This is a genomic window from Demetria terragena DSM 11295 (genome assembly GCF_000376825.1).
Lineage (GTDB): Bacteria > Actinomycetota > Actinomycetes > Actinomycetales > Dermatophilaceae > Demetria > Demetria terragena.
Window position 1 is genome coordinate 509,721 of the sequence record NZ_AQXW01000004.1, and the last position, 22,785, is coordinate 532,505.

The following is a 22,785-nucleotide window of genomic DNA, read 5'->3' on the forward strand; positions in this document are numbered from 1 at the left end:
CACCTCGTCCGGGTGGCGGAATTGGTAGACGCGCTAGCTTGAGGTGCTAGTGGGCCAGAGGCCCTTGGGGGTTCAAGTCCCCCTCCGGACACAAAGCGAATGCCCCGGATCTCCGGGGCATTCTGCGTTTGTCGCCGGCCGAGCCGTGTCGAGACCCCACCCAACGCCGGTCGAGCAGGCGAGCGCCCCAGCGCGAGCCGTGTCGAGGCCCCGCAAGTGGTCTCGACAAGCTCGACCGACGTTAAGGAGTGCTCGACCGACCTTAGGTAGGTGCTCGACCGGCGGAGGGCGCTCGACCGCGAAGTGGGCCGCGGCAGATTAAGGGGCGCTATTCGGCCAACGGTGTCAGCCCCGGCCATACCCTCAACATCAGTGGTCGCGATCATCGTCAACATTCGCGACCGCCGCTCCCCTTGCGTCACCCAACTCCCAGAAGGTGTCTCCAGATGAAGCACTTCAACCGTGTGGTCGGCGTATCCGCCGCTGCCCTTGTGACGGTCGGCTCGCTCTCGCTCTACCCAGCGCATTCCGAGCCCTCCAATGATGAGAAGGGGCTAGCCAGAGCGCTGGCCAAAACGTCCGACTCGCTGACCACGCCCTTCGAAGACTCCGACGGAGCGAAGTGGACGACCTACGAGCAGTCCCTCACGTTCAACCGTCAACTCGCGGCCTCGACTGACCGCGTGAGCGTCACGAACGTCGGCACCTCGACCCAGGGCCGGAAGATCCAACGGGTCGCCGTCGGGCATCCCGCCCCGCAGGACGCCGCCAAAGCGGTCAAAGGTTCGACGGCAATGGTGGTGTGCTCCATCCACGGCAACGAACCATCCGGTCGCGAGTCCTGTCTGAAACTTGCGCGTGACCTGGCGCTCAGCAAGGACCCTGCGGTGACTCGTTTTCTGAAGACGACCACCGTGCTGTTCCTGCACGCCAATCCCGACGGATGGGTGGCCAACACTCGCGGTAATGCCACAGGAGCGGACCTCAACCGCGACTACATGGCTGCCGAACAGCCGGAGACCCAGGCCGTTCTGAAAACCATCCGTGATTGGAAGCCGGACATCCTCAACGACCTGCATGAGTATGGCGCCCGCCCGGACTACGACACCGACCTGCTTCACCTGTGGCCGCGAAACCGCAATACCGATCAAGGCGTCTACCGCTATGCCAAGAAGATGAGCCAGAACTATGCCAGCGCTCAGGTCGTATCCCAGGGCTACACCTCGGGTGTCTACGGTCAGTTGGTCCGCGACGGCAAGCCGTACCTGCAGGTTGCTGGGGACTCCCAGGCCCGAATCCTGCGAAACTACGCAGGGTTGGTCAATGTCGTCGGCATGCTCAGCGAGACGGCAGCCAACGCGCTGACACCGGAAGAGAAGGCCGACCCGAACCTCCTCAATCGCCGTCGGGTTGACGTCAACCTGTTCAGCGCCGTGGGGTCACTGCAGCTCGTGCAGGAAAATCGAAAAGACCTGATCAAAGTCACGGCAGGTGCCGAGACGCGTCAGCAGAAAATGGGTGCCGACCAGAAAGGCATCATCTACTTCGGCGGCCAGGACGACATGGTCCCGACCGAATCCAAGCTGGTCGAACCCGCACCGATGTGTGGATACCGCCTCACGGCTGAGCAGTTCGCCAAAGTCAAGAAGCCGCTGGCGCTGCACGGCATTGCCTCGAGCAAGGTCGGAGCTGACCGCATGGTCTCGATGGCGCAAGCACAACGTGGCCTCATTCCCCAACTCCTCGATGGCCGCTACGAGTTCAAATTGGTCGACGGAACGCCCATGAAGTCCTGCTGAGGACTGGCCTGGCCTAGCGCTCGCTAGGCCAGGCCGAGCACTCGGACGGCTTCCAAAGCCACGTGCACCTCGGCCGCCGGTACGGGCTGTGCGAGGTCGCGTCCGGTGATTTCGTGGAGCCGCCGCAGCCGATAGCCCACCGTGTTGCGATGCACGTGCAGGCTCTCGGCTGCGGCGGAGGTCGACCCCGCGACGGCAAGCCACACCCGAGCGGTCTCCAACAACATCGCCCGATCGTCCTCACGCAACGCCAGTACACCGCCCAATACTTGGCGCGCCATGGACTCCGCCGCTTCTGAGGAGCCGGCGAGCAACACCGCCAACGGCTCGGCGTCAAAACACACCACATCGGCGCTGTGGGGTGTCGCCGCCAGCGAGGCCGTACGTGCCTGTCGACGCGCCGCGTGGGCATCGGCCATCCGCTCAAAAGGCTGGCTGACCCCGACTCGGTCTTGACTCACCTCGGAGAGGTAGGAGACCAGTTGCTCCAGGCCAAATCCTTTGCGTAGCGCGACAACTCCGTCCTGCATGTCGCGTTCAACCCGCCATGCGGAGGCCACCTGGCGACGGCGCAGCAGCTCCTCAATTCCCGGCAGCGCCTCCTGGCCGGGCGCTCGGCATTGAGCCGCAACCACCGCATATTCGGCGTGCCGCGGGAGGTCAAGGACGGTGACCGACTCGAGTAATTGGTCGACCAGCGAACTATCGCCATCGAGCAGGGTCGCGAGGTGCGCCGACCGTACTTGGGTGTCGTGCCGGGCGCGCTCGACCAACGTCGCCCGGTAGGCGTCGGTGACTTCGCCTTGCAACTCATCGGTGACCGACCAGATTTCGGCCGCGCCTCGCAACACCAACTCGCGCGCCTCGGCGGGTGCGTGCTCGACCAACACCTCCCAGATAAAGCGTCCTCCCACCCGGTATGCCTGCAGGACGGCCGCATACGGCACGCCTTGTTCAGCCCGCTCGCGACCCACCGCCCGGGGTACATCCGGTGCGAGCACGGCGGTCCCCGCCAGACCGCCAAGGACATACCGGAAGTTGTCGACGCAGGAAACCAGCAAACGATCTGGAGGCACTACATCGGACTCTCGATAGAGCCGGACCTCGCAGCGGACTCGCTCGGCCATCGCCTCGCCTAACTCCTGAACCCTGGGCAACAAGCCTGTGCTCACGTCCCGCAGGGCCCTCTTGACGTCGACGTCATCCATCGTTGGACGATAGCGGCGCTGTGCACGTGCACAATCGGTTCAGTAGGAATTAGGTGCCCGAATCCCATGCGAGATCGCGCGTCACAGGAGAGGCTTAGTACCTCAGGCTCCGGAGAAAGTAGGAAACCCATGAACGTTGCAGAGTTTGTCACCTCCTCAGCGCAGAAGCGCCCCGACCATCCCGCGCTCCGACTGGGTGAGTTCACGCAGTCCTACGCCGAACTGGACGAGGCGACGGCGCGCGTCGCCACGTTGCTCGGGACACTTGGTCACAAGCCGGGCGACTCGGTGGGCATGACCCTGCCCAACGTTCCAGAGTTCGCCGCGATTTATTACGGCATCCTGCGCGCGGGTGGCGTCGTCATCCCGATGAACCCGCTCCTGAAGGGGCGCGAGGTGGCGTACTTCCTCGAGGACTCCGACGCGCGCATTCTCTTCTCCGCCAACACGTTTATTGCCGAGGCCAAGGAAGGCGCCGAACAGACCGGCGCCACGGTCGTCGAAGTCGTCCCTGGCGAGTTCGCCTCTGTCCTTCAAGACCATGAGCCCGCCACCGGCATGGTCGACCGCGACCCCAGCGACACCGCAGTGCTGCTTTACACCTCGGGTACGACCGGCCGCCCCAAGGGAGCCGAGCTCACCCACTCAAACCTCGGACGTAACGCGGAGATCGTGCGCGACACCGTGATCACCCTGACCGATGAGGACATCATTCTTGGTGGCCTGCCGCTGTTCCACGCCTTCGGACAAACCGTCACGCTCAACGCAGGCATGGCTGCGGGTGCCACCCTGGTCCTGCTCCCCCGCTTCGAGCCCACCGAGGCCCTGCAGACCATGGCCGCACAGAAGACCACGATCTTTGCTGGCGTTCCCACGATGTACGCCGCCATGCTCGGTGTCTCTGATGCTCCCGCGCTCCCCAACCTGCGCCAGTGTGCCTCCGGTGGCGCCTCTCTTCCGGTCGAGGTGCTGCGTCGATTCGAAGAGGCCTTCGGGTGCAAAATCCTCGAAGGCTACGGGCTCTCAGAAACCTCGCCCGTGGCTTCCTTCAACCACCCGCACCTGGAGCGCAAGGCCGGATCAATCGGCACTCCGCTGCAAGACGTCGAGATGCGGATTGTCGATGACAACGGCGAGGTCGTCGCGCAGGGCGAGCGTGGCGAGATCGCGGTGAAAGGCCACAACATCATGAAGGGCTACCGCGGGCGCGCTGAGGCAACGGCCGAGGTGCTCTCCGAGGATGGCTGGTTCCGTACGGGCGACATCGGCATCGTCGATGAGGACGGCTACTACTTCGTGGTTGACCGCAAGAAGGACTTGGTCATTCGTGGCGGCTACAACGTCTACCCGCGAGAGATTGAAGAGGTGCTCTACGAGCACCCCGCGATTGCTGAGGCCGCCGTGGTCGGCATTCCGCACGACAGCCTCGGCGAAGAGGTCGGCGCCGCAGTGGCGTTCCGTGCCGGCGAAAGCGCCACCGAGGACGAGGTCCGTGAGTTCGTCAAGGAGCGGGTCGCGGCCTACAAGTATCCGCGTGTTGTCTGGGTCGTCGACGAACTTCCCAAGGGCCCGACCGGCAAGATCCTCAAGCGCGAGATCACACTGCCAGAAACCCAGAAGGATGCGTAAATGACCGACCAGCAGATCGCCGATCAAGCGGCGCCGCTCGACGCTTTGCTCGTCGGCGCCGCGACCGGCACCATCCGCAGGTTCCTTCCAAACTCCTCGACCACACGCTGGGCGACCGCACTGGCGCGTAAGCCCCATTCGACCGCCGCGCGATTGACCAGCCTCGGTGCGGAGTTTGCCAAGATCGCAGTCGGTGACTCCGAAGTCACCCCGCACCCAAAGGACCGCCGCTTCGCCGACCAGGCATGGGAGCAGAACCCGCTCCTACGCCGGCTGGTCCAGACCTATCTGGCCAGCGGCAAAACCGCCAATCAACTCATCGACGACGCGAACCTCGACCAGGACGACCTGAACCGCGTGAAGTTCTTCGTCGACAATGTGGTCGAGGCCATGGCGCCGAGCAATGTCCCCCTCGTCAATCCGGCCTCTGCAAAGGCCGCGATCGACACGGGTGGACTCAACTTGCTGCGTGGCGGCGGCCAGTTGGTCCGGGACCTGGCGTCCGCACCGCGTATTCCCGAGATGGTCGACCCCAGCGGCTACCGACTCGGCGAGAACATTGCTGCGACGCCAGGGGCAGTCGTCCTGCGTACCGATGTCTTCGAACTGATCCAGTACACCCCGCAGACCGCCAAGGTCTCCGAGGTGCCGTTGATGATCGTGCCGCCGACGATCAACAAGTTCTATGCGATCGACCTGGCACCAGATCGCAGCCTGGTCGAGCACGCGGTCCGACAGGGTCAGCAGACGTTTGTCCTTTCGTGGCGCAATCCTGATGCCCGACACCGCAATTGGGATTTCGCGACCTATGTCGACGCGATCCTTGAAGGCCTTAGCACGGTCGAGCGGATCACCGGGAGTACCTCCACGGTGCTTGGTGGGATCTGCTCCGGCGGGATCCTCGCGAGCATCACGGCCGCCTACCTTGCGGGTGTCGGCCAGATCAGTCGGATCAAAGCCATGGTCCTTGCGGTGACGGTGATCGACAGCAGCAACTTCGGCACCACCGGCTCATTGACCTCCCCCAAGATGGCCGAGCAGGCGAAAGCAAACTCGCGGCGCCAGGGTTACCTCGACGGGCGAGCCCTCGCGGAGATCTTCGCGTGGCTGCGGCCCGGAGACCTGATCTGGAACTACTGGGTCAATAACTACCTGCTCGGGAAGCGACCGCCCGCGTTCGACATCTTGTACTGGAACTCTGACACGACGCGCATGACCGCTGGGTTGCACGCTGACTTTGTCGACCTCTCCTTGGAGAACGCCATCACTCGCCCGGGTGAGTTGGTCGTCAAGGGCGTGCCCATCGATCTCTCGAAAATCGAGGTCGATGCCTACATCGTCGCGGGCATCGCCGACCACATCACCCCGTGGGAGGCCTGCTACCAGACCACCCAGCTGTTCGGCGGAAAAAGCCGCTTCGTGTTGTCCACCAGCGGCCACATCGCCGCACTCGTCAACCCACCTGGCAACCCCAAGTCGACCTACCGGGTCGCGGAGAAGAATCCGCCGGCCGCATCCGAGTGGTTCGAGGTCGCCGAGATCACCAAAGGCACCTGGTGGACCGACGCCGCCACCTGGCTCGACAAGCGCAGCGGCAAGCATGTGAAGGCACCGGAGACCCTGGGGTCTGAGGAATTCCCGCCCCTGGTCGACGCGCCCGGCACCTACGTTTTCGATAAGTGAGGCTCCATGTTCGACAACATCGGTCGCTCCCGCGGCACTGACTATTTCCAGATCGGCGACCAGTTGACGGACGAAGAGCTCGACTACTGGAATCGGACCCGGCACTTCGTCGACGATGAGGTCATCCCCGTGATCGGCGAGCACTGGGAACGCGCTGAGTTCCCTCGCGAGTTGGCCATGCGGTTGGGTGACCTCGGGCTCGTGGGCGATGGCATCGAGGGCTACGGCTGTCCGCCGATGAGTCCCATCGCCGCGGGACTGATCCACATGGAGCTCAACCGTGGTGACGGCAGCCTCGGCACCTTCCTCGGCGTCCAAGCTGGCCTAGCGATGCAGTCCATTGCCATGCTCGGCTCCGAGGAGCAGAAGGAGCGCTGGCTACCTCGGATGGCGACCTTGGAGGCCATCGGCGCGTTTGCGCTCACCGAGCCCAACCATGGTTCAGATTCGGTCGCCTTGGAAACTTCCGCCCGCCGTGAGGGCGACACCTGGATCCTCAACGGCCAGAAAAAGTGGATCGGCAACGCCACCATCGCCGATGTCGTCGTGCTGTGGGCCCGTGACACCGAAGACGGCAAGGTCAAAGGCTTTCTGATCGATACGGCCAACGCGCAGGGCTACGACGCCCGCCGCATCGACGGCAAGGCGTCCCTGCGCTCGGTCTGGCAGGCCGAGATCACGCTGACCGACCTCAAGGTGCCCGAGAGCGACCGTCTCCCGGAGGCACAGTCGTTCAAGGATGCCGGGCGTGTCTTGGCCGGAACCCGCAACACCGTGGCCTGGGCAGCCCTCGGACATGCCGTGTCGGCCTACGACATCGCGCTCGACTACTGCCTGGAGCGCGAACAGTTCGGCAAGCCGTTGGTTTCTTTCCAGATGGTGCAGGAGCGGCTGGTCCAGATGCTGGCCGAGGTGTGCTCGATGCAGCTGTACTGCCTACGTCTCGGGAGACTGATCGAGCAAGGACAGTTGACCGACACCATCGCGGCACTGGCAAAGATGAACAACACGCGCAAGGCCCGCGAGGTCATCGCGACCGGCCGGGATCTGCTCGGAGGCAACGGTATTCTGCTGGACTTCCACATCATGCGGCACATGGCCGACATGGAAGCCCTACACACCTACGAAGGCACGGAGAGCATGCAAACCCTGATCGTCGGACGAGAGATCACCAACGTCGGCGCCTTCGCGTGAAGACGGCATCGAAACTCCAGCAGGTTCGGGTCGGCCGCCAGGAAGTTCGGGTTTCGGTGCGCCCCGGGTCAGGCGAGCGTCCGCCGCTGCTCCTGTGCAACGGCATCGGCGCCAGCCTGGAGTTGCTCCAGCCTTTCGTACGCCGCCTAGACCCCAGCCTCGAGGTCGTGTCCTTCGATGTTCCCGGCGTGGGCGGTTCGCCGCTCCCCTCCACGCCGTACACCTTCCCGACGCTGGCGTGCTTCGTCGGCAAGATGATGGACGAGCTCGGATACGACACCTTCGATGTCCTGGGCATCTCCTGGGGTGGCGGGCTGGCTCAGCAGTTGGCCTTCCAGAATCCCCGACGCGTTCGCCGTGCCGTACTCGTGGCAACCGCGACTGGTTCGATCATGGTTCCGGCTGGGCCTAAGGTTCTGGCCGCAATGATCACCCCACGTCGCTACCGTGACGCGACCTACGCCGCCTCGGTTGCGGCACAGTTGTATGGCGGAAGTTTGCGGGGGCGGCCTGAAGATGCGGCTCGCTTCTTGCATGACGGCTCACGTGTGGGGTCCCAGCGGGGATACCTCTACCAACTGCTCGCGGGCGCTGGCTGGACTAGCCTGCCGGGCCTTCCGTTCCTCCGCCAGCGGGTCCTGATTCTGGCGGGATCGGATGATCCGTTGATTCCCCTGGCCAACGCCAAGATCATGAAGCGCCTGATCCCCCGCTCGACGTTGCACGTCTACGACGACGGTCATCTGGGTCTGGTCACTCAAGCTGAGCTGCTCGGACCACGGGTCAACGAGTTCCTCGAGGCCCCATAACACACCCGGTGCCAGATTTCCGGCCGACGGTGGGGGTCCGTTATGATCCTCGCTGGAAGGTGTATCAGGGTTCCCAGCCTGCACCTTGCTTACCGAACACCCTGGGGACGCGCCAACGGCGGGCAGTTCGCGTCACCTTGTTTCTTCTGCCCACGAGGATCCGACTTCATGCGCTCCATCTCTCGACGCACCCGGGCCACAGCGGTTGCAGGCTCGGTCACCGCCGCTCTGATTCTTGCTGGCTGCGGCACGGCAGACCCCAAGGCCAACCAGAGCCTGTCGACCGAGGCACCTACCTCGTCGACGAAGTCCTCCTCCCAGCCGGCGCCCACGACGAGCAGTTCGACGTCGACCAGCAGCACTTCGACAACTCGGACGCGCACCCAAACGCCCACCCCCACGCAGACGCCGACTCAAACACCGACGCCTACACCGACGCCAACTCAGACGCCGACTCAGACTCCAACGCGCACGCAGACGGAAGAGCCCACCAAGACGCAGGAGCCGAAGGAGACGGCGAAGCCCAGCCCGTCGACCTCTGATGCTCCGCTCGAGGACGACGGCTCCACGATGGCGCTGGGGTCGTCGGGCGCCCGAGTTCTTTCAGCCCAGAAGCGACTGACCTCGCTCGGCTACTTCATGCCCTCACCCGATGGCGCCTACGGCTCTGGGACTCGCCAGGCGGTGTGGGCCCTGCAGAAGGTGGCCGGGCTGCCGCGTACCGGAAACATCGATGCGGCCACGCTGAAGGCCATGAACAAGGGTGTCCGCGGAAACCCGAAGATCTCCACCGGCCTGGAGATCGACCTCACCAAGCAGGTCATGTACGTCGTCCGTGACGGCCAGTTGATCCGTACGGTCAATGTCTCCGGTGGCAGCAATCAGTCGTTCAAGTACCCCGTCAAAAAGGACGGCAAGGTGGTCCGCTACGAGACGGCGGATGGGCGTACCCCCACGGGCGACTGGGACATCAACTTCCAGCGAGATGAGTTGCGCGAATCCTCCCTGGAGATCGGCAATCTGTACCGTCCGAAGTATTTCGCCGGTAACGGGATCGCCGTGCATGGCGCGTCCAGCGTGCCCGCCTATGGCGCCTCCCACGGTTGTGTCCGGGTGACCAACACCACGATGGACTGGCTCTGGTCCAGCGGCTACGCAAACCTCCAGACCCGGGTCCTCGTTCACTAACATGCGCGCGGTCTATGCCGACTATCCCTCAGCGGACACTCCGCTCGCGGGGTTGACCGTCGGTGACCGTCCGGCGCCGACGGCCGCGCCGCACGAGGTGCTCCTCACGGTGCGCGCTGCCAGCCTCAACATGCACGACCTGTGGACGCTGCGCGGCGTGGGCCTCAAGCCCGAGCACTATCCGATGATCCTCGGCATGGACGCTGCCGGGACGCTTCCCGATGGCCAGGACGTTGTGCTCTATCCGGTGCTAAGCAGCGATGGGTGGCGGGGCGATGAGACCCTCGACCCCAAGCGCAGCATGTTCACCGAGGGGCGCCAAGGCACCTTCGCCGAGCAGGTCGTGGTCCCAGCCGCCAACGTGCTGCCCAAGCCAGAGCACCTGAGTTTTGCCGAGGCCGCCTGCCTCGGCACCTCGTGGTTGACCGCGTACCGGATGTTGATGACACGCTCGGGACTACGCGCTGGTCAGACGATGCTGGTGCAGGGCGCCAGCGGTGGCGTGGCGACCGCGCTGATCGCGCTCGGCGTCGCGACCGGGCTTCGGGTCTGGGTCACCGGCAGCAGTCCGGAAAAGCGGGCGTTGGCCACTGAACTCGGCGCGCACGAGGTCTTCGAGCCCGGCGCCCGGTTGCCCGAACGTGTGGACGGCGTCTTCGACTCGGTCGGCAAGGCGACGTGGTCCCATTCGATCAAGTCGCTCAAGCCCGGCGGCGTCCTGGTCACCTGTGGCGCGACGTCTGGTGAACCCGACGCCACCGAACTCACCCGGATCTTCTACCTCCAACTGAGCGTGATCGGCTCCACGATGGGCACCCGTCAGGAGCTTGCCGACCTGCTCTCCCTGTGTGAGACAACTGGCTTGCGCCCGCAAGTGGGGCTCACGGTGCCGATCGATCGTGCCGCCGAGGGGTTCCAGGCCATGCTCGATGGTCGGACGCAAGGCAACATCGTCCTGACCACCTAGGCGGACTCTTCGCTCGGATCGATCCAGTGCGGTGGATCAGCAGGCTCAAGCAAGGGATCGTCCGCCGCGAAGGTGCGTACGGGTCCCGGAGCGGTCAGCGGTCCCTCAAAGCGCACCGTCACTCGACCACGCCCGCTCCCCCAAACCCACCCGGGCCCGTGGTCCTGGTGGCAGATGTCGGCACCGGTGCGCCACAACGAGATTCCTTCCGGCTGAGCGGAGGTGGACACCATGGGCGCAGACGCAAGATCGGCGGCACCGGCCTCATAGTCCCGGTCGCGGTGGGTACGCGGGGCGCTGGCCGCTAGCCCGAGGTCAAACTCGTCCTGCGCATGAGGGGTGAACCCCGAGACCCCCACCCCGATCAGCCGCAACCCGCCGCTCACATCGATGCCGTCCAAGAGCGACACTGCGAGCTCGGTGACGTGATGTGGCTGGTCAGTGGCGTGGCCCAGCGTCGCCGCCCGAGTCTGCAGGCTGAAGTCTGGGTGGCGCACTTTGAGTGTCACGGTGCGCGCGAAGGCCGCCTGCGAAGTGAGCCGGCGACAGACGCCCTCCGCAAGTCGAGCAAGTTCAGCGCGCAGTCGCGCGCGGTCGGTGATGTCGACCTCGAAGGTCTCCTCTGCCGAGACACTCTTGGCCTCCCGCTCGACCACCACAGGACGATCGTCCTGCGCTCGCGCGAGGCGGTGAAGACCGCGCCCATGGGACTCGCCAAAGATGCTCACCAGGTCCGGGACGGTCATCCGGCGCAGGTGCGCGACCGTCTCGACCCCGAACCCGCGGAGCCGATCTGCAGTAGCCGGACCGACACCCCCAAGGGCGCGTACGGACAGCGGAGCGATGACCTCGAGTTCGCGCCCGGGGTCGATCACCACCAGCCCGTTCGGCTTGTCGAGCTCGGAGGCAATCTTGGCCAGCATTTTGGAGGAGGCGATCCCGGCTGAGGCGGTGAGCCCTCCGGTCTCACGCTCGATACGGGCCAAGAGGCATTCGGTCAGGGTGCGGGTGCCCTCGGGACTCAAGTCGAGGTCGTCTCCGGCGGCAAGGTCGACGTAGGCCTCGTCGACCGACACTTGCTCGACCACCGGCGACAACTCGCGCAGCAACTCCATAACGACCGCCGAAGAACGACGGTACGCAGCAAACCGACCGCCCAAGAACGCCGTTCCTGCCGGACAGCGGCGCCTGGCCTCCGACGTGGGCATCGCCGACCGCGCGCCAAAGGCTCGCGCCTCGTAGGACGCTGTCGAGACGACACCGCGTGGCCCGATACCTCCCACGATGACCGGTCGTCCGCGCAGCGATGGTTTGTCCCGCTGCTCCACAGCAGCGAAGAAGGCATCCAAGTCAAGGTGCAGGATGCTGGCGACGGAGCGCACGGTCTACTCGAGCGTGAGGACGACCTTGACGTCGTCCGGTTCTGGTTCCAGGGCGGAGGCAAAGTCCTCCAGCGGCACCCGTCGGCTGATCAGGCGGCGCAACCAGTCGAGATCCGCTGCGGCAAGTGCGGAGGCCGCTTGGTCGTAGTGACGCTTATTGGCGTTGACCGAGCCCACCACGACACCGTTGCCGAGCACCAGATCACGGGCCACCGTGCCCAGATCAACGATGAGCTCCGGCGATGGCGCGGAAATGCCTGTCAAAACCAGGATTTCGTAGGGCACCTGATGCCCGAGCAGCGCCCGAATCACCGGGCTAGCGCCGGTCGCTTCGATCACCACATCAGCCTTGACCTGCGCGGCCACCTCCGCCGCGTCACCAGCGTGATAGGTCGCGCCGAGTTCGGCGACTCGGTCGGGTTTAGCACCCTCGGTCACCTGGTCGAGAACGTGCACGTCGTGGCCCCGTTGCACGCCCACCATCGCGGCCAACAGTCCGATCGGACCCGCGCCCGTGACCAGGACGGTCTGTGGACTAAACCAGGCACGCTCGCCGATGCGGTCGACTTGCTCCCAGGCTTTGGTCACCACTGTGGTCGGTTCGAGCAACGTGCCGACCTCGCTGAGCGCCGGGTCGAGCCGCACGACGTGATCTCCTTGGGCCCGCCACCGCTGGGAGGCGAATCCGGCCAGCCCCTGGATGCCGTGCTCGGTGAACTGGCCGTTGCGGCACATGTCCCATTCGCCGTGGGCGCAGGCCGAACAGGGCACCGGGTCGGGGTGACGCACGATGCCTACCACCAGATCGCCTGGAGTCACCGCACTCGATCCGGGGGCTTCCACCACCCGACCCAGAGATTCGTGGCCCAGAATGAGTCGCTCGCTCCCCGGCGGTGCCTGACCGTGCAAGCCCTCGATGATCTCGTGGTCGGTGCCGCAGATCCCGACCGCCAGGCCTTGCACAAGAACATCGCCCTGTGCCGGGTCTGGTTCGTCGACGTCCAGGACTGCAGCCGAACCGATCTGGCCGGGAATGACGGTGAGCGCACGCATACCGACCACGCTAATGGCTACCGATGACAACCCCGTTGATGGCTCGTGGTTCGTCCTGTCTCACACCACCCGGTGGATGACGAGGGGCAGGACCGCCTCGGCGCCTGCTTCCCGGAGCGCGGCCGCGCCGACGGTCACGGCCCACCCGCTTCGGGTCCGGTCCACCACCAACAAGACGCGCCGATTCGCGACCTGATCGCGCACTCCGGAGCTGTCGAGCGCGCCGCGCCATCCGGCCGCTTCATCTGCGGATGCCAGATCGGGATCCACCGCACCCGTGGGAGTCCACGTTGTCCACTCAAGGCGTCCGACCTGCGCGAGGTGCTCGGCAACACCGTTGGTCAACGACGTGAGGCCAGCGGCTGGCAGCGCAAGCACCAGGTCGGGCCGCTGCACCCAGGTGTCCTTCCACCGGCTCAGTGCGGTCACCGCAGCATGCAGCACCTCAGGCGTCGGTGGCCCGTCCTGGACGAGCACCCCCGTCCGGGCCTCCGTCCACTCCGGTGCGTCGGCGTGCACGAGAACCCGGCCCTCGTCGGCACTCAGGTGCTGAGGAATGCGACCGCGTGCACCAAAGGCACCACCTGGCCACATCTTGCGGGTTTCCAGCAGATGAGTCTGCCCACGGAGTACCTCACGGACCCCGGCAACCATGTCCGCGGCGGCTTCGGCCTGCAGCGGCTCCGGCAGATTTCCCAGACACACCGAGCACCGCCCACACGGTTGCGCTGCGGGATCGTCAAGGGATTGCTGCAGCAGCTTCATCAAGCACGACTCACCGCGAAGGTATTGGCGCATGATGTCTGCTTCGCGGCGGCGCACGGCCACCACGGCGTCGTAATGCTCCTGGTCGTAGGTCCAGTCCGTGCCGGTGCGGGTCCAGCCGTCCTGGCTGCGCTCCACAACATCGTCCACGGCCAGCTGTTTGAGCATGAGCTCAACGGCCGTACGTCGCAGTCCTGTCTCTGCCTCCAGCGCTGGCACACTCGCCGGTTCGTCATGGTCATTGAGTGCAGCGAGCAGGCGTTCGACCCGGTCCTGCTTCGGAATCGTCGCCGTGGCGAAGTAATCCCAGACACCGTCGTCGGCCGCTGAAGGCAACAGCACCACGGCGGCGTGATCAATGGCGCGGCCCGCGCGGCCGACCTGCTGGTAGTAAGACACTGGCGAGGGTGGTGAACCCACGTGGACGACAAATCCAAGATCGGGCTTGTCATAGCCCATCCCCAACGCTGAAGTCGAGACCAGCGCTTTGACCTCGTTAGCGCGCAGCGCCTCCTCGCGTTGTTCGCGATCCGCGGCATCGAGACGGCCGGTGTAGGAGGCCACCCGCAGATCGGGGTCGTCGCCGTACCTGGCCTGAATCGCCTCGGTCAACCGCTCTGCGTCGGCGATGGTCAGGGTGTAGATGATGCCTGATCCAGGAAGCTCGGGCAGGTGTTGTACTACCCACCCATATCTGGCCAACGGGTCCATCTGCGGCAACACGGTCAATTGAAGGGAGGACCGCGCCAACGGGCCCCGAAGCACCGTGGTGTGCTCCCCCAACTGCAGCGCGAGGTCGTCGGTCACTCGCGCGTTGGCCGTCGCCGTGGTGGCCAGAACAGGCGTATCCGGGTTGAGTCGCTGCAGCACGTCTGACACTCGCCGGTAGTCAGGTCGGAAATCATGGCCCCAGTCAGACACCGCGTGCGCTTCATCAATCACCAGCAATCCGAGACGTCCCGCGAGCGCATCCAGCACGCGCTGGCCAAAACCAGGGTTGGCAAGTCGCTCCGGTGACACGAGCAAGACGTCGATCTCGCCTGCTTGAAGTTGCTCCTCAATCTGACGCCACTCACCCACGTTGGAACTGTTGAGGGTGGCAGCGGTCAGGCCGGCACGTTCCGCAGCAGCGACCTGGTCACGCATCAGCGACAGCAGCGGGGACACCACCAACGTGGTACCCGCTCCGCGACCGCGCAACACCGCGGTCGCCACCCAGTAGACCGCCGACTTGCCCCACCCCGTCGCCTGCACCACGAGCACCCGCGCGCCTGGCCGCACCAACGACTCGACGGCGGTGCGCTGGTCATCCCGGAGGCGGGCATCGGGACCAGCCAACGCCCCCAGCACTGTGGTGGCCGCGTTGTCGATTTCCTGCGCCACGCTTGTCAGGTCGCTCGCGTCGCTCACCATGTTGCTCGTCATGCCACTCACCGTAGGCGCTGCCGCAGACATCGCGTACGGCCCTAGTCAACCTTGTGAATACCGCGGCGGCGCCACTGCGCCCTGTGGATAGGTTCGGCGGTCGGCGGGTTTTAGCCGCGCTTCTTCGCGCACTTTGCGGCGTGCTTGGCACGCCGCCGTGCCACCTCAGCCTGGTCGAGTTCACGCGCTTCGTCTGCGGTCGGCGCGGCACCACCAAGGCGAGCCGGAACGTAGACCTGCTCCTCGGCAGGCAGCGTTGGGTAGTTCTCCTGCAGGCGGTTCAGGATCGTCGTCATGTCGGCACGAAGCCGTTCAGTCTCCGTGACCGGGGCGGCCTCAGGGTCAATCCACATCGGGGCACCGACCTCCATCGAGATCGGGATCCCGCTGCGCCCCAGTCGCTTTGGATGGTCCTTGGTCCACACGCGGTGGTTTCCCCACGCCAGGAGCGGAATGACCGGGACACCAGCCTCCTGAGCCATGCGTACTGCTCCGGTCTTGAACTCCCTCAGGTCCAGGCTCCGGGAAATCGTGGTCTCAGGAAAAACCCCGACGAGTTCGCCGCCCCGCAGTGCGGCGACCGCCGAGCCGAAAGCTCCGAGGCCCGCCGCCCGATCCACCGGAATGTGCTTCATGCCGCGCATCAGCGCACCACCCCCAGGGACATCGAAGATCTCCTTCTTGGCCATCCACCGCACGATGCGTCCCTGCTCTCGCGCGGGGAGACCTGCGTAGGCGTAATCAAAGAAGGACAGGTGGTTCATCGCGATCACCGCACCTCCGGAGGCCGGGATGTGCTGCGCACCCTCGATCGTGAACTTCAGGCCTTGCGCCTTGAAGACGCCGAGTGCCACCCGGATGACGGGTGCATAGACCCATTCCCGACTTTCGCCAGAGCTCGTGCGTGTCATGGGGGGAGGCTACTTGCCCTCGACGGCCCGTGGATTCATGGCCCTTCACTGAGGAGGTAGTCGCGCACGATCTGCTCCCAACGCTGCGGATCGGTGTTCCACTCGCGGCAATGCTGGGCCACCTGCCACGGGACATAGGTGACCAGGTCCGGGCGCACCCTGGACAGCGCCGCCGACGGTCCCGACGGCACGTAGTCATCGTCTTCGGAATGGATGATCAGCATGGGATGGTGCAGCCGGTCCGCACGAGCCACCCAGTCGGTCAGCCCAAGATCGAGCGGCTCTCGCAGGCCGACGGTGCGACGCCCGAGCGCGCCGCCGAGCAATGCACCCCCCAGGCGCGCGATCGGTGTGGGGAGCCGGTTGAGTCGTGCCTGATGGCGCAGGACGTCTCCCCAATCGACGACCGGGCCGTCCAGCACGACGCGGCTGACGTGGTGGGCGCCGTGCGACCGGTCCAACGTCTGCAGCACGGTCGCACCCCCCATCGACCAGCCGAACAACACCAGGTCGTCGGCGCCATGGGCTACGGCGTATGCCATGGCCGCATCGATGTCCCGCCATTCGTGCAGGCCAAGCCCATAGCGCCCATCAAGGCTCGCCGGTGCTTCGGCATCGTTGCGATAACTGACCGTGAGCGAGGTGATCCCAAGATCGCGAAGGAGCGGAAGGGCGCGAATTGCCTCATCGCGCAACGCTGCTCGGCCATGGACCAAAATCGCCCAGGTGCGTGAAGGACGTTCAGCACGGACCAACCACGCGGGGAGGGAACCCAACTCTCCCGGGATCCGTACGTGCTCGCAAGGCAAGCCCAGCGCCGCGTCAGGCGGGCCGATGTAATACGCACCGTTCCAGCGCGCACCCCCGCGCTCCAGCGTGCCGCGATCAACGCCGAGTACTTCACGAGTCACCCGGCTCCTGTCCTCATCGTGGGACAGCACCTTGCCCACCCGGGCATGACCACCGTCTGGCAGCCAGAGCCCGTAGCGCCCGGGAACAGTCGATTCCGCATCGGCGAGAAGGGTGATCTGCGGCGGCGTGGTGTCGAGGTCGACGTCCACCAGGACGGCGTCATCGGCACGATGCTGCTCAGGTGTCACCACCCGCCGCGCGAAATAGGTAGCCAGTCCAAACGTTGTCAGCACACCAGCCGCCGCGCTCGTACCGACGCCGACGCCAGCCCGCACGACGCGTCGCATACTCGTGCTACCCACACGGGCATCGTGCCAGACGGTGCCACCATCGGCGCGACACGACACAATGCCCCCATGGACCTGCCGATCGAGTTGCCGATCTCCCCCATGCTCGCCAAGGCGACCGCCGCTGTTCCGGACGCCGACACCGTTGCGGGTGGTTACGGCTACGAGCCCAAGTGGGATGGGTTCCGCGTGATCCTGCTCAAGGACGGCGACGAGGTCGAGTTGGCCTCGCGCGGCAAGAAGCCGCTCACCCGATACTTCCCCGAGGTAGTCATCTCGGCTCGAGAACACCTCCCGGAGCGCTGTGTCCTCGACGGCGAGATCGTCGTACGTTCGGGCGCGCCCGGTGCGCAACGCCTCGACTTCGAGGCTCTCGGTCAGCGCATCCATCCGGCGGAGTCGCGCGTGACCAAGCTGTCACAGGAGACGCCTGCCGAGGTGATCTTCTTCGACGCGTTGGCCATCGGTGACCGCTCGTTGCTGGAGGACACCTTCCGGGATCGTCGCGACGCGCTCGTCACGGCGCTTTCCGGGGTGTCCGCGCAGGCGCCCTTTCACCTCACCCGCGTGTCGGATGACCCGCAAGAAGCGCAGGACTGGTTTACCCGGTTCGAGGGCGCCGGTCTCGACGGCGTCATGGCCAAGCCGTGGGATGGGGTGTATGCCCAGAACAAGCGGACGATGCTGAAGATCAAGCACTCCCGCACTGCCGAGGCTGTGCTGGTGGGCTATCGGGTGCACAAGAGCGGCGAGGGTGTGGGGTCACTGCTCCTAGCGCTCTATGACGATGCAGGCAATCTGCGCAACGTCGGCGGCATCTCGGCGTTCACCATGCAGCGACGCCGGGAGCTCGTCGAGGAGTTGGCAGAGTTGGTCGTCCGTGACGACGAGGGCGATGCGATGACCGGCGAAACTGATCGGTCCCGGTTCAGCAGCAGCAAGGATGTCTCGTTCGTCCGGCTCCGTCCCGAACGGGTCGTCGAGGTGAAGTTCGACCAGTTGGAGGGTTCCCGATTTCGGCATGCCGTCGGGTTCCTCCGGTGGCGCCCTGATCGCGAGCCCCAGTCGTGCCTACTGACCCAAGTCGAACGAGCGCCTGCCTATGACCTGGACGCCGTACTCACCGATTAATGGCGTACTCATCACTCCGGGCGCGGCCACTGGCCTTCTTCCGGATGCTCCTCGATCCAGCGCTTAGGTCGCTCGTAGCCTTCCCGCTTCTCTGGGTCTGGTAGGTCGTCGCGCTTCTTGCTCGGCTGCACCCGGCGCGGCTCACCCGGCATCTTGGGGTAGTCCGGCGGGAACGGCATCTCACCAAGCCCGCGCTCGTCAACATCCTTGTCCCACAGGGCAATTGCGACGCTCGCGTCGCCAACCGATGCGTTCATGTCGGCCCAGGCATCTCCATCGGACGCGAGAATTTCTGGAGCGGTGAGCACGGTGAAGTCAGAGGTCTTCACGTCCCGCAACTGGTCCCAGGTCACCGGCATCGAGACGGGAGCCCCAGGCAGCGGACGCGGCGAGTAGGCACCGGCAATCGTCCGATCACGGCACATCTGGTTGAAGTCGACAAAAATGCGCTGCCCGCGCTCTTCCTTCCACCACGCGGTCGTCACCAGATCGGGCAGGCGACGCTCCAACTCGCGCGCGATCCCAATGACGCCGTGCCGTACTTCCAAGATCTCGTGCTCGGCCGCGATGCGCGCGTAGACGTGAACACCTCGACTTCCCGACGTCTTGACCCACGGCGTCAGCCCGATGTCGGTCATGACCTCGCGCAGGCCGTACGCCGCCTCCACCACATCGCCGAACGTCTGGCCCGGCTGCGGGTCAAGGTCAATCCGGATCTCGTCGGGATTGTCGTTGTTGTCAGCGCGCATGGGCCAGGGGTGGAAGGTGATCGTATTCATCTGCGCGCACCACACCGCCGAGGCAATCTCATCGAGCACCAGTTGCGGGTGCTTGCGGCCCGACGGATAGGTGCAGACCGTCGTTCGGGTGTAGTCGGGAACTCCCCGTGGTGGATTCTTGGAGAAGAACCAATTGTCCTCGACACCAGCCGGGAAGCGTTGCAGCGCAACAGGTCGACCGCCATTAGCGCGCAGGAATGGCTCGGCAACGGCCACGAGGTAACGCGCGAGGTCAACCTTGGTGATGCCGACATCGGGCCACAGCACACGGTCCGGGCTGGAGATCCGCACCGTGCGCTCACCGTCAGGGCCTGGGACCTCGAGGATCTCTGGCTTCGCCTTCGCGGGACTCATGTCGCTGACTGTAGTCAGGTAGTTCCAGGCATGCCTTGCTTCGCAGCGAGTTGGGCCCGACGCTCGCGCTCGGCAACCGCGTGCACGTCGGTACGCGCGTCGTACCGCCAGAAATCGTGCAACCACACAGCGGTCAGCCCCACCATGCCCATACAGGCGATGCCGCCCGAGGTGATAGCGCCCCGCACCGACCAGGCGTCGGCAACCAGCCCCGCGCGGGCTTGACCGGCCATCGGACCGAGCGAGTACGACAACATCTCGATGCCCGCGAGACGGCCTCGAAGGTGGTCAGGAATCGTCTGATTCCAGATGATCGACCGGAAGACACCGGAGATCATGTCCATCGCGCCAGCGACCATGAGGCACAGCACAACCCAGATCATCGACGGCATCAGCCCGACGAGCGCGATGGCACCACCCCACGCTATGGCTGCCAGCACGACTGCCCGACCGTGGTGGTGGACGCGGCTGGTCCATCCAGACGTCGAGGTAGCGACCAGCGCGCCAACCGCCTCCGCCGTATAAAGCAGGCCGAGCCACTCCGGCTGCTCTAGGACATCAGTGGCTAGCGCTGGCCACAGCACGATCGGCATCGCCATGATCATGGCCACCATGTCGATGACATAGGTGCCCACGAGGTCGCGACGGGAGGCGGCATAACGCAACCCGACCAGCACTTGCCGAAGCGAACCGATGTCCTCGCCGTCGCCTTCCTGCGGGCGGCCGCGAATCGACAAACCCCAGAGCAAGGCCGTCGCCGCCGCGAGAGCAGCGACGTCGACGGCGTAGGCAACGGATACGCCAAATTGCCCGATGATCAGGCCGGCCAGCGCAGGGCCGGTGAGCATCGCGACCTGGCGACCCAGTGAGTTGAGCACCGTCGCGGCAGGCAACTCGTCATGCCGGACCGTGCGGGGCATCAACGCCTCTCGTGCCGGACGCTGCAGCGAGGACGCCACGGCATAGAGGGCGCCGATGACATAGATCAGCCAGATCTGCGGGCTCTCCAGCACGGCATTCGCTAGCAACGTCGCGATGAGGAGCACCTGTGCTGCTGAGGTCGACAGCAGAATCGTCCGGCGGTCTGCCCGGTCCGCGAGCGCTCCGCCATAGAGCCCGAACACGATCAGCGGGACGAGTTCGACGAGCCCGAGCGCGCCGACTGCGAAGTTAGAACCGGTCAGGTCATAGAGCTGAAATGGCAGTGCCACATAGCTGAACATCCCGCCAAACCAGAAGATGCTTCCGCCCCAGAAGAGTCGCCGGAAGTCGGCGCTGGATCGCAACGGCGTGATATCGACACGCAACTCGGCTATGCGTGCAGACAGGGACGAGGTCACAGCGGATCACTCTCGTCCCCCAGCGACGGGCTCGCAAGTCAGATTCCGTGGAGGCGGCAGCCGTCACCCATGAGTGATCGGCGCGACACAGGTGGTCACCGACGCATGCACCGGCAATCCCAACTGCGCACACACAAGATCCAGGAAGGTTTCGGATTGCCGGACCAGATCATCTGCCTCACGGGTGGAGACCTGGACACCTCGCTCGATGGCCTGACGCCGACGGCCTGACCCGGCAAAGAACGCGGCCCACTCGGTGAACTCCGGGACCGCGGCCGGGATTAACTCCCACACGCTGCGGGGCCGCGCCCGTCGCCCGACTCGCCCCTGGGCAGCCAACATTGCCCCCGCGGCGCGCAGCGCAGCCAGATGCGCCAGGGTGTATCGCTCGCCCGCACCCTGGGCATGACAGGCAGCCCGCAGGCCACTTCGCGAACGGTCGATGAGGTCAAGGACCGCTGACGCCGTCGGGGCAACCCCCGCTGGCGCCGAAGCCGGCGCCGAGAGACGTGCCGTTGCCGTCATGAGAGCACCCGACCCGGCTGACTGACCCCCACGAGAACCCAAGACTCTGGCTGACGCTCATCAGCGGGCCGATGGGCGAGGTCGTAGACCGCCACACCGAGCCCTCGGCCGGCACTGGCCTCAACGCGCCATACGGTCTCGACGCCCTTCGCGTCGGCCACCAAGACCGCACCGCCACTGACCGATTCGTTGCTGCCGGGCTCACCGCGGTCTCGATCGCACACGCGGTCGGCCCCCACTGACCGTCGCCAGCCGGGAGACTCCTCCCAGCAGCCCAGCACGGCTCGAATGACATACAGCCGACCGTCCCACACAAACATCGTCGGCTGCGGCTCACTGGCGGCTGCCTCACCCGTGACCGAATCGGCCTGCTGAACTCGCACCTCAATGTGCTCACGGCATCTGCGCATCAGATCTCCCACCTCGAACGACATCGAACAAATGTTCGATGTCGAGCACTCTAACGCTGCCCCCCGACAGGCCTCAACCCTGATGTCTTAAGCGTCAGTCTTGAAGTCGGGCGAAGACCTCCAACGTCGCCGTCGACCGGTTCATCGTGATGAAGTGAATGCCTGGCGCGCCTTCACTCAACAATCGGCGGCCGTGCTCGGTGGCAATACGAATTCCTTCGCGACGCACCGCGTTCGGGTCATCCTTGACCGCCTCGAGACGGTCAAGGACCTCCTGCGCCAGAGGCTGCCCGTTGAGGTCAGCCATGCGCTGCAGTTGGCCATACCGGGTGACGGGCATGAGGCCCGGCACGATCGGCATCGAGCACCCGCGAGCATCGACCAGGTCGCGCAATCGGAGATAACTGTCCACGTCCGTCACCATCTGCGTAATGGCGAAAGCTGCACCTGCTTGCGCCTTGCGCACCAGCGCGTCGGCGTCGCCCTCCAATGAGTGGGATTCGGGATGCTTGTCCGGGAAGGCTGCAACACCGATATCGAATGTCCCCAGCGAGGCGATCAACGTGACCAGGTCGTCCGCGTGGTCCAAGCCTTCGGGGTGCGCGACCCACGGCTGCCCCAGGCCTCCGGAGGGGTCACCGCGCAGCGCCAAGATGTTGCGCACGCCGACAGCCGAGAACTCCCCCACGATCTGTCGTAGTTCCGCAACCGAACTTCCGACGCAGGTCAGGTGGGCCAGCGGCAACAGCGTGGTCTCCTCGGCGATCCGTCCGGTGACGCGCACCGTTCGATCCCGGGTCGAGCCGCCTGCACCATAGGTGACCGAGACGAAAGCTGGGCCAATCTGCTCGATTCGCCGGATTGACTCCCACAGCACCGCCTCGGACGCATCGTCCTTCGGCGGAAAGAATTCAAAGCTGAACGAGGGATCGGAATGGTTGAGGAGGTCCGGGATGGATGTCGCAGCCATGCCAGTGATCGTATGCGGGCGGTGAACACGTACGCTCGTGACCAGCCCTCGTACCAAAGGAACG

At 65.2% G+C, this 22,785-nt stretch carries 19 protein-coding genes and 1 tRNA gene; 9 read left to right on the forward strand and 11 right to left on the reverse strand.

Annotated features, from left to right (window positions below; all coding sequences use genetic code 11):
- The first annotated feature begins 6 nt into the window (after window positions 1-6).
- Window positions 7-91 (forward strand) — tRNA-Leu (locus F562_RS0106565).
- A 355-nt stretch (window positions 92-446) separates the two neighbouring features.
- Window positions 447-1,799 carry a M14 family zinc carboxypeptidase gene (locus tag F562_RS0106570; RefSeq protein ID WP_018156143.1) on the forward strand — a complete coding sequence of 451 codons (1,353 nt, stop codon included), beginning with the start codon at window positions 447-449 and terminating at the stop codon, window positions 1,797-1,799.
- A gap of 23 nt (window positions 1,800-1,822) precedes the next feature.
- Here the strand turns inward: F562_RS0106570 and F562_RS18315 are convergent, their stop codons facing one another.
- On the reverse strand, window positions 1,823-3,007 hold the full coding sequence (locus F562_RS18315; protein ID WP_018156144.1) for a PucR family transcriptional regulator: 1,185 nt from the start codon (window positions 3,005-3,007) through the stop codon (window positions 1,823-1,825).
- Between the two features lie 129 nt (window positions 3,008-3,136).
- On the opposite strand from F562_RS18315, the gene F562_RS0106580 reads away from it, so the two are divergent.
- The 6 genes from F562_RS0106580 (at window position 3,137) to F562_RS0106605 (ending at window position 10,477) form a co-directional block, all read left to right on the forward strand.
- Window positions 3,137-4,636, forward strand: a complete 1,500-nt coding sequence (locus F562_RS0106580; RefSeq protein ID WP_018156145.1) for a long-chain-fatty-acid--CoA ligase — start codon at window positions 3,137-3,139, stop codon at window positions 4,634-4,636.
- Window positions 4,637-6,319 carry a PHA/PHB synthase family protein gene (locus F562_RS0106585; protein WP_018156146.1) on the forward strand — a complete coding sequence of 561 codons (1,683 nt, stop codon included), beginning with the start codon at window positions 4,637-4,639 and terminating at the stop codon, window positions 6,317-6,319.
- Between the two features lie 6 nt (window positions 6,320-6,325).
- Window positions 6,326-7,513, forward strand: a complete 1,188-nt coding sequence (locus tag F562_RS0106590) for an acyl-CoA dehydrogenase family protein (RefSeq protein ID WP_018156147.1) — start codon at window positions 6,326-6,328, stop codon at window positions 7,511-7,513.
- Window positions 7,510-8,322, forward strand: coding sequence for a poly(3-hydroxyalkanoate) depolymerase (phaZ, locus tag F562_RS0106595; protein ID WP_018156148.1), 813 nt, complete (start codon window positions 7,510-7,512; stop codon window positions 8,320-8,322). The genes F562_RS0106590 and phaZ overlap by 4 nt, the downstream gene beginning before the upstream one ends.
- Window positions 8,323-8,490: 168 nt before the next feature.
- The gene (locus F562_RS20755; RefSeq protein WP_156822564.1) at window positions 8,491-9,510 is read left to right on the forward strand and encodes a L,D-transpeptidase family protein; all 1,020 of its coding nucleotides are present in this window, start codon (window positions 8,491-8,493) and stop codon (window positions 9,508-9,510) included.
- 1 nt (window position 9,511) lies between these two features.
- On the forward strand, window positions 9,512-10,477 hold the full coding sequence (locus tag F562_RS0106605) for a quinone oxidoreductase family protein (protein ID WP_018156151.1): 966 nt from the start codon (window positions 9,512-9,514) through the stop codon (window positions 10,475-10,477).
- Here the strand turns inward: F562_RS0106605 and F562_RS0106610 are convergent.
- From F562_RS0106610 to F562_RS0106630, 5 genes are all read right to left on the reverse strand, one after another.
- On the reverse strand, window positions 10,474-11,859 hold the full coding sequence (locus tag F562_RS0106610; RefSeq protein WP_018156152.1) for a DNA polymerase IV: 1,386 nt from the start codon (window positions 11,857-11,859) through the stop codon (window positions 10,474-10,476). The genes F562_RS0106605 and F562_RS0106610 overlap by 4 nt on opposite strands.
- A gap of 3 nt (window positions 11,860-11,862) precedes the next feature.
- Window positions 11,863-12,912 carry a glucose 1-dehydrogenase gene (locus F562_RS0106615; protein ID WP_026181062.1) on the reverse strand — a complete coding sequence of 350 codons (1,050 nt, stop codon included), beginning with the start codon at window positions 12,910-12,912 and terminating at the stop codon, window positions 11,863-11,865.
- Between the two features lie 60 nt (window positions 12,913-12,972).
- Entirely contained in the window at window positions 12,973-15,102 is a 2,130-nt protein-coding gene (locus tag F562_RS0106620; RefSeq protein ID WP_018156154.1) for a RecQ family ATP-dependent DNA helicase, read from the reverse strand.
- A 110-nt stretch (window positions 15,103-15,212) separates the two neighbouring features.
- Entirely contained in the window at window positions 15,213-16,013 is an 801-nt protein-coding gene (locus F562_RS0106625) for a lysophospholipid acyltransferase family protein (RefSeq protein ID WP_018156155.1), read from the reverse strand.
- A gap of 35 nt (window positions 16,014-16,048) precedes the next feature.
- A complete protein-coding gene (locus tag F562_RS0106630; RefSeq protein WP_245553620.1) occupies window positions 16,049-17,227 on the reverse strand; it encodes an alpha/beta hydrolase family protein in 1,179 nt (392 codons plus the stop codon).
- A gap of 54 nt (window positions 17,228-17,281) precedes the next feature.
- Between F562_RS0106630 and F562_RS0106635 the strand changes: the two genes are divergently transcribed.
- Window positions 17,282-18,343 carry an ATP-dependent DNA ligase gene (locus F562_RS0106635; protein ID WP_018156157.1) on the forward strand — a complete coding sequence of 354 codons (1,062 nt, stop codon included), beginning with the start codon at window positions 17,282-17,284 and terminating at the stop codon, window positions 18,341-18,343.
- 11 nt (window positions 18,344-18,354) lie between these two features.
- Here F562_RS0106635 and ligD read toward each other — a convergent pair whose 3' ends face one another.
- The 5 genes from ligD to F562_RS0106660 form a co-directional block, all read right to left on the reverse strand.
- On the reverse strand, window positions 18,355-19,476 hold the full coding sequence (ligD, locus tag F562_RS0106640; protein ID WP_018156158.1) for a non-homologous end-joining DNA ligase: 1,122 nt from the start codon (window positions 19,474-19,476) through the stop codon (window positions 18,355-18,357).
- A 14-nt stretch (window positions 19,477-19,490) separates the two neighbouring features.
- On the reverse strand, window positions 19,491-20,816 hold the full coding sequence (locus F562_RS0106645; protein WP_018156159.1) for an MFS transporter: 1,326 nt from the start codon (window positions 20,814-20,816) through the stop codon (window positions 19,491-19,493).
- Between the two features lie 63 nt (window positions 20,817-20,879).
- Window positions 20,880-21,341 carry an SAV_6107 family HEPN domain-containing protein gene (locus F562_RS0106650; RefSeq protein WP_018156160.1) on the reverse strand — a complete coding sequence of 154 codons (462 nt, stop codon included), beginning with the start codon at window positions 21,339-21,341 and terminating at the stop codon, window positions 20,880-20,882.
- A complete protein-coding gene (locus F562_RS0106655) occupies window positions 21,338-21,775 on the reverse strand; it encodes a DUF6504 family protein (protein WP_018156161.1) in 438 nt (145 codons plus the stop codon). The genes F562_RS0106650 and F562_RS0106655 overlap by 4 nt, the downstream gene beginning before the upstream one ends.
- A gap of 70 nt (window positions 21,776-21,845) precedes the next feature.
- Window positions 21,846-22,721 carry a methylenetetrahydrofolate reductase gene (locus tag F562_RS0106660; RefSeq protein WP_018156162.1) on the reverse strand — a complete coding sequence of 292 codons (876 nt, stop codon included), beginning with the start codon at window positions 22,719-22,721 and terminating at the stop codon, window positions 21,846-21,848.
- Window positions 22,722-22,785 lie beyond the last annotated feature (64 nt).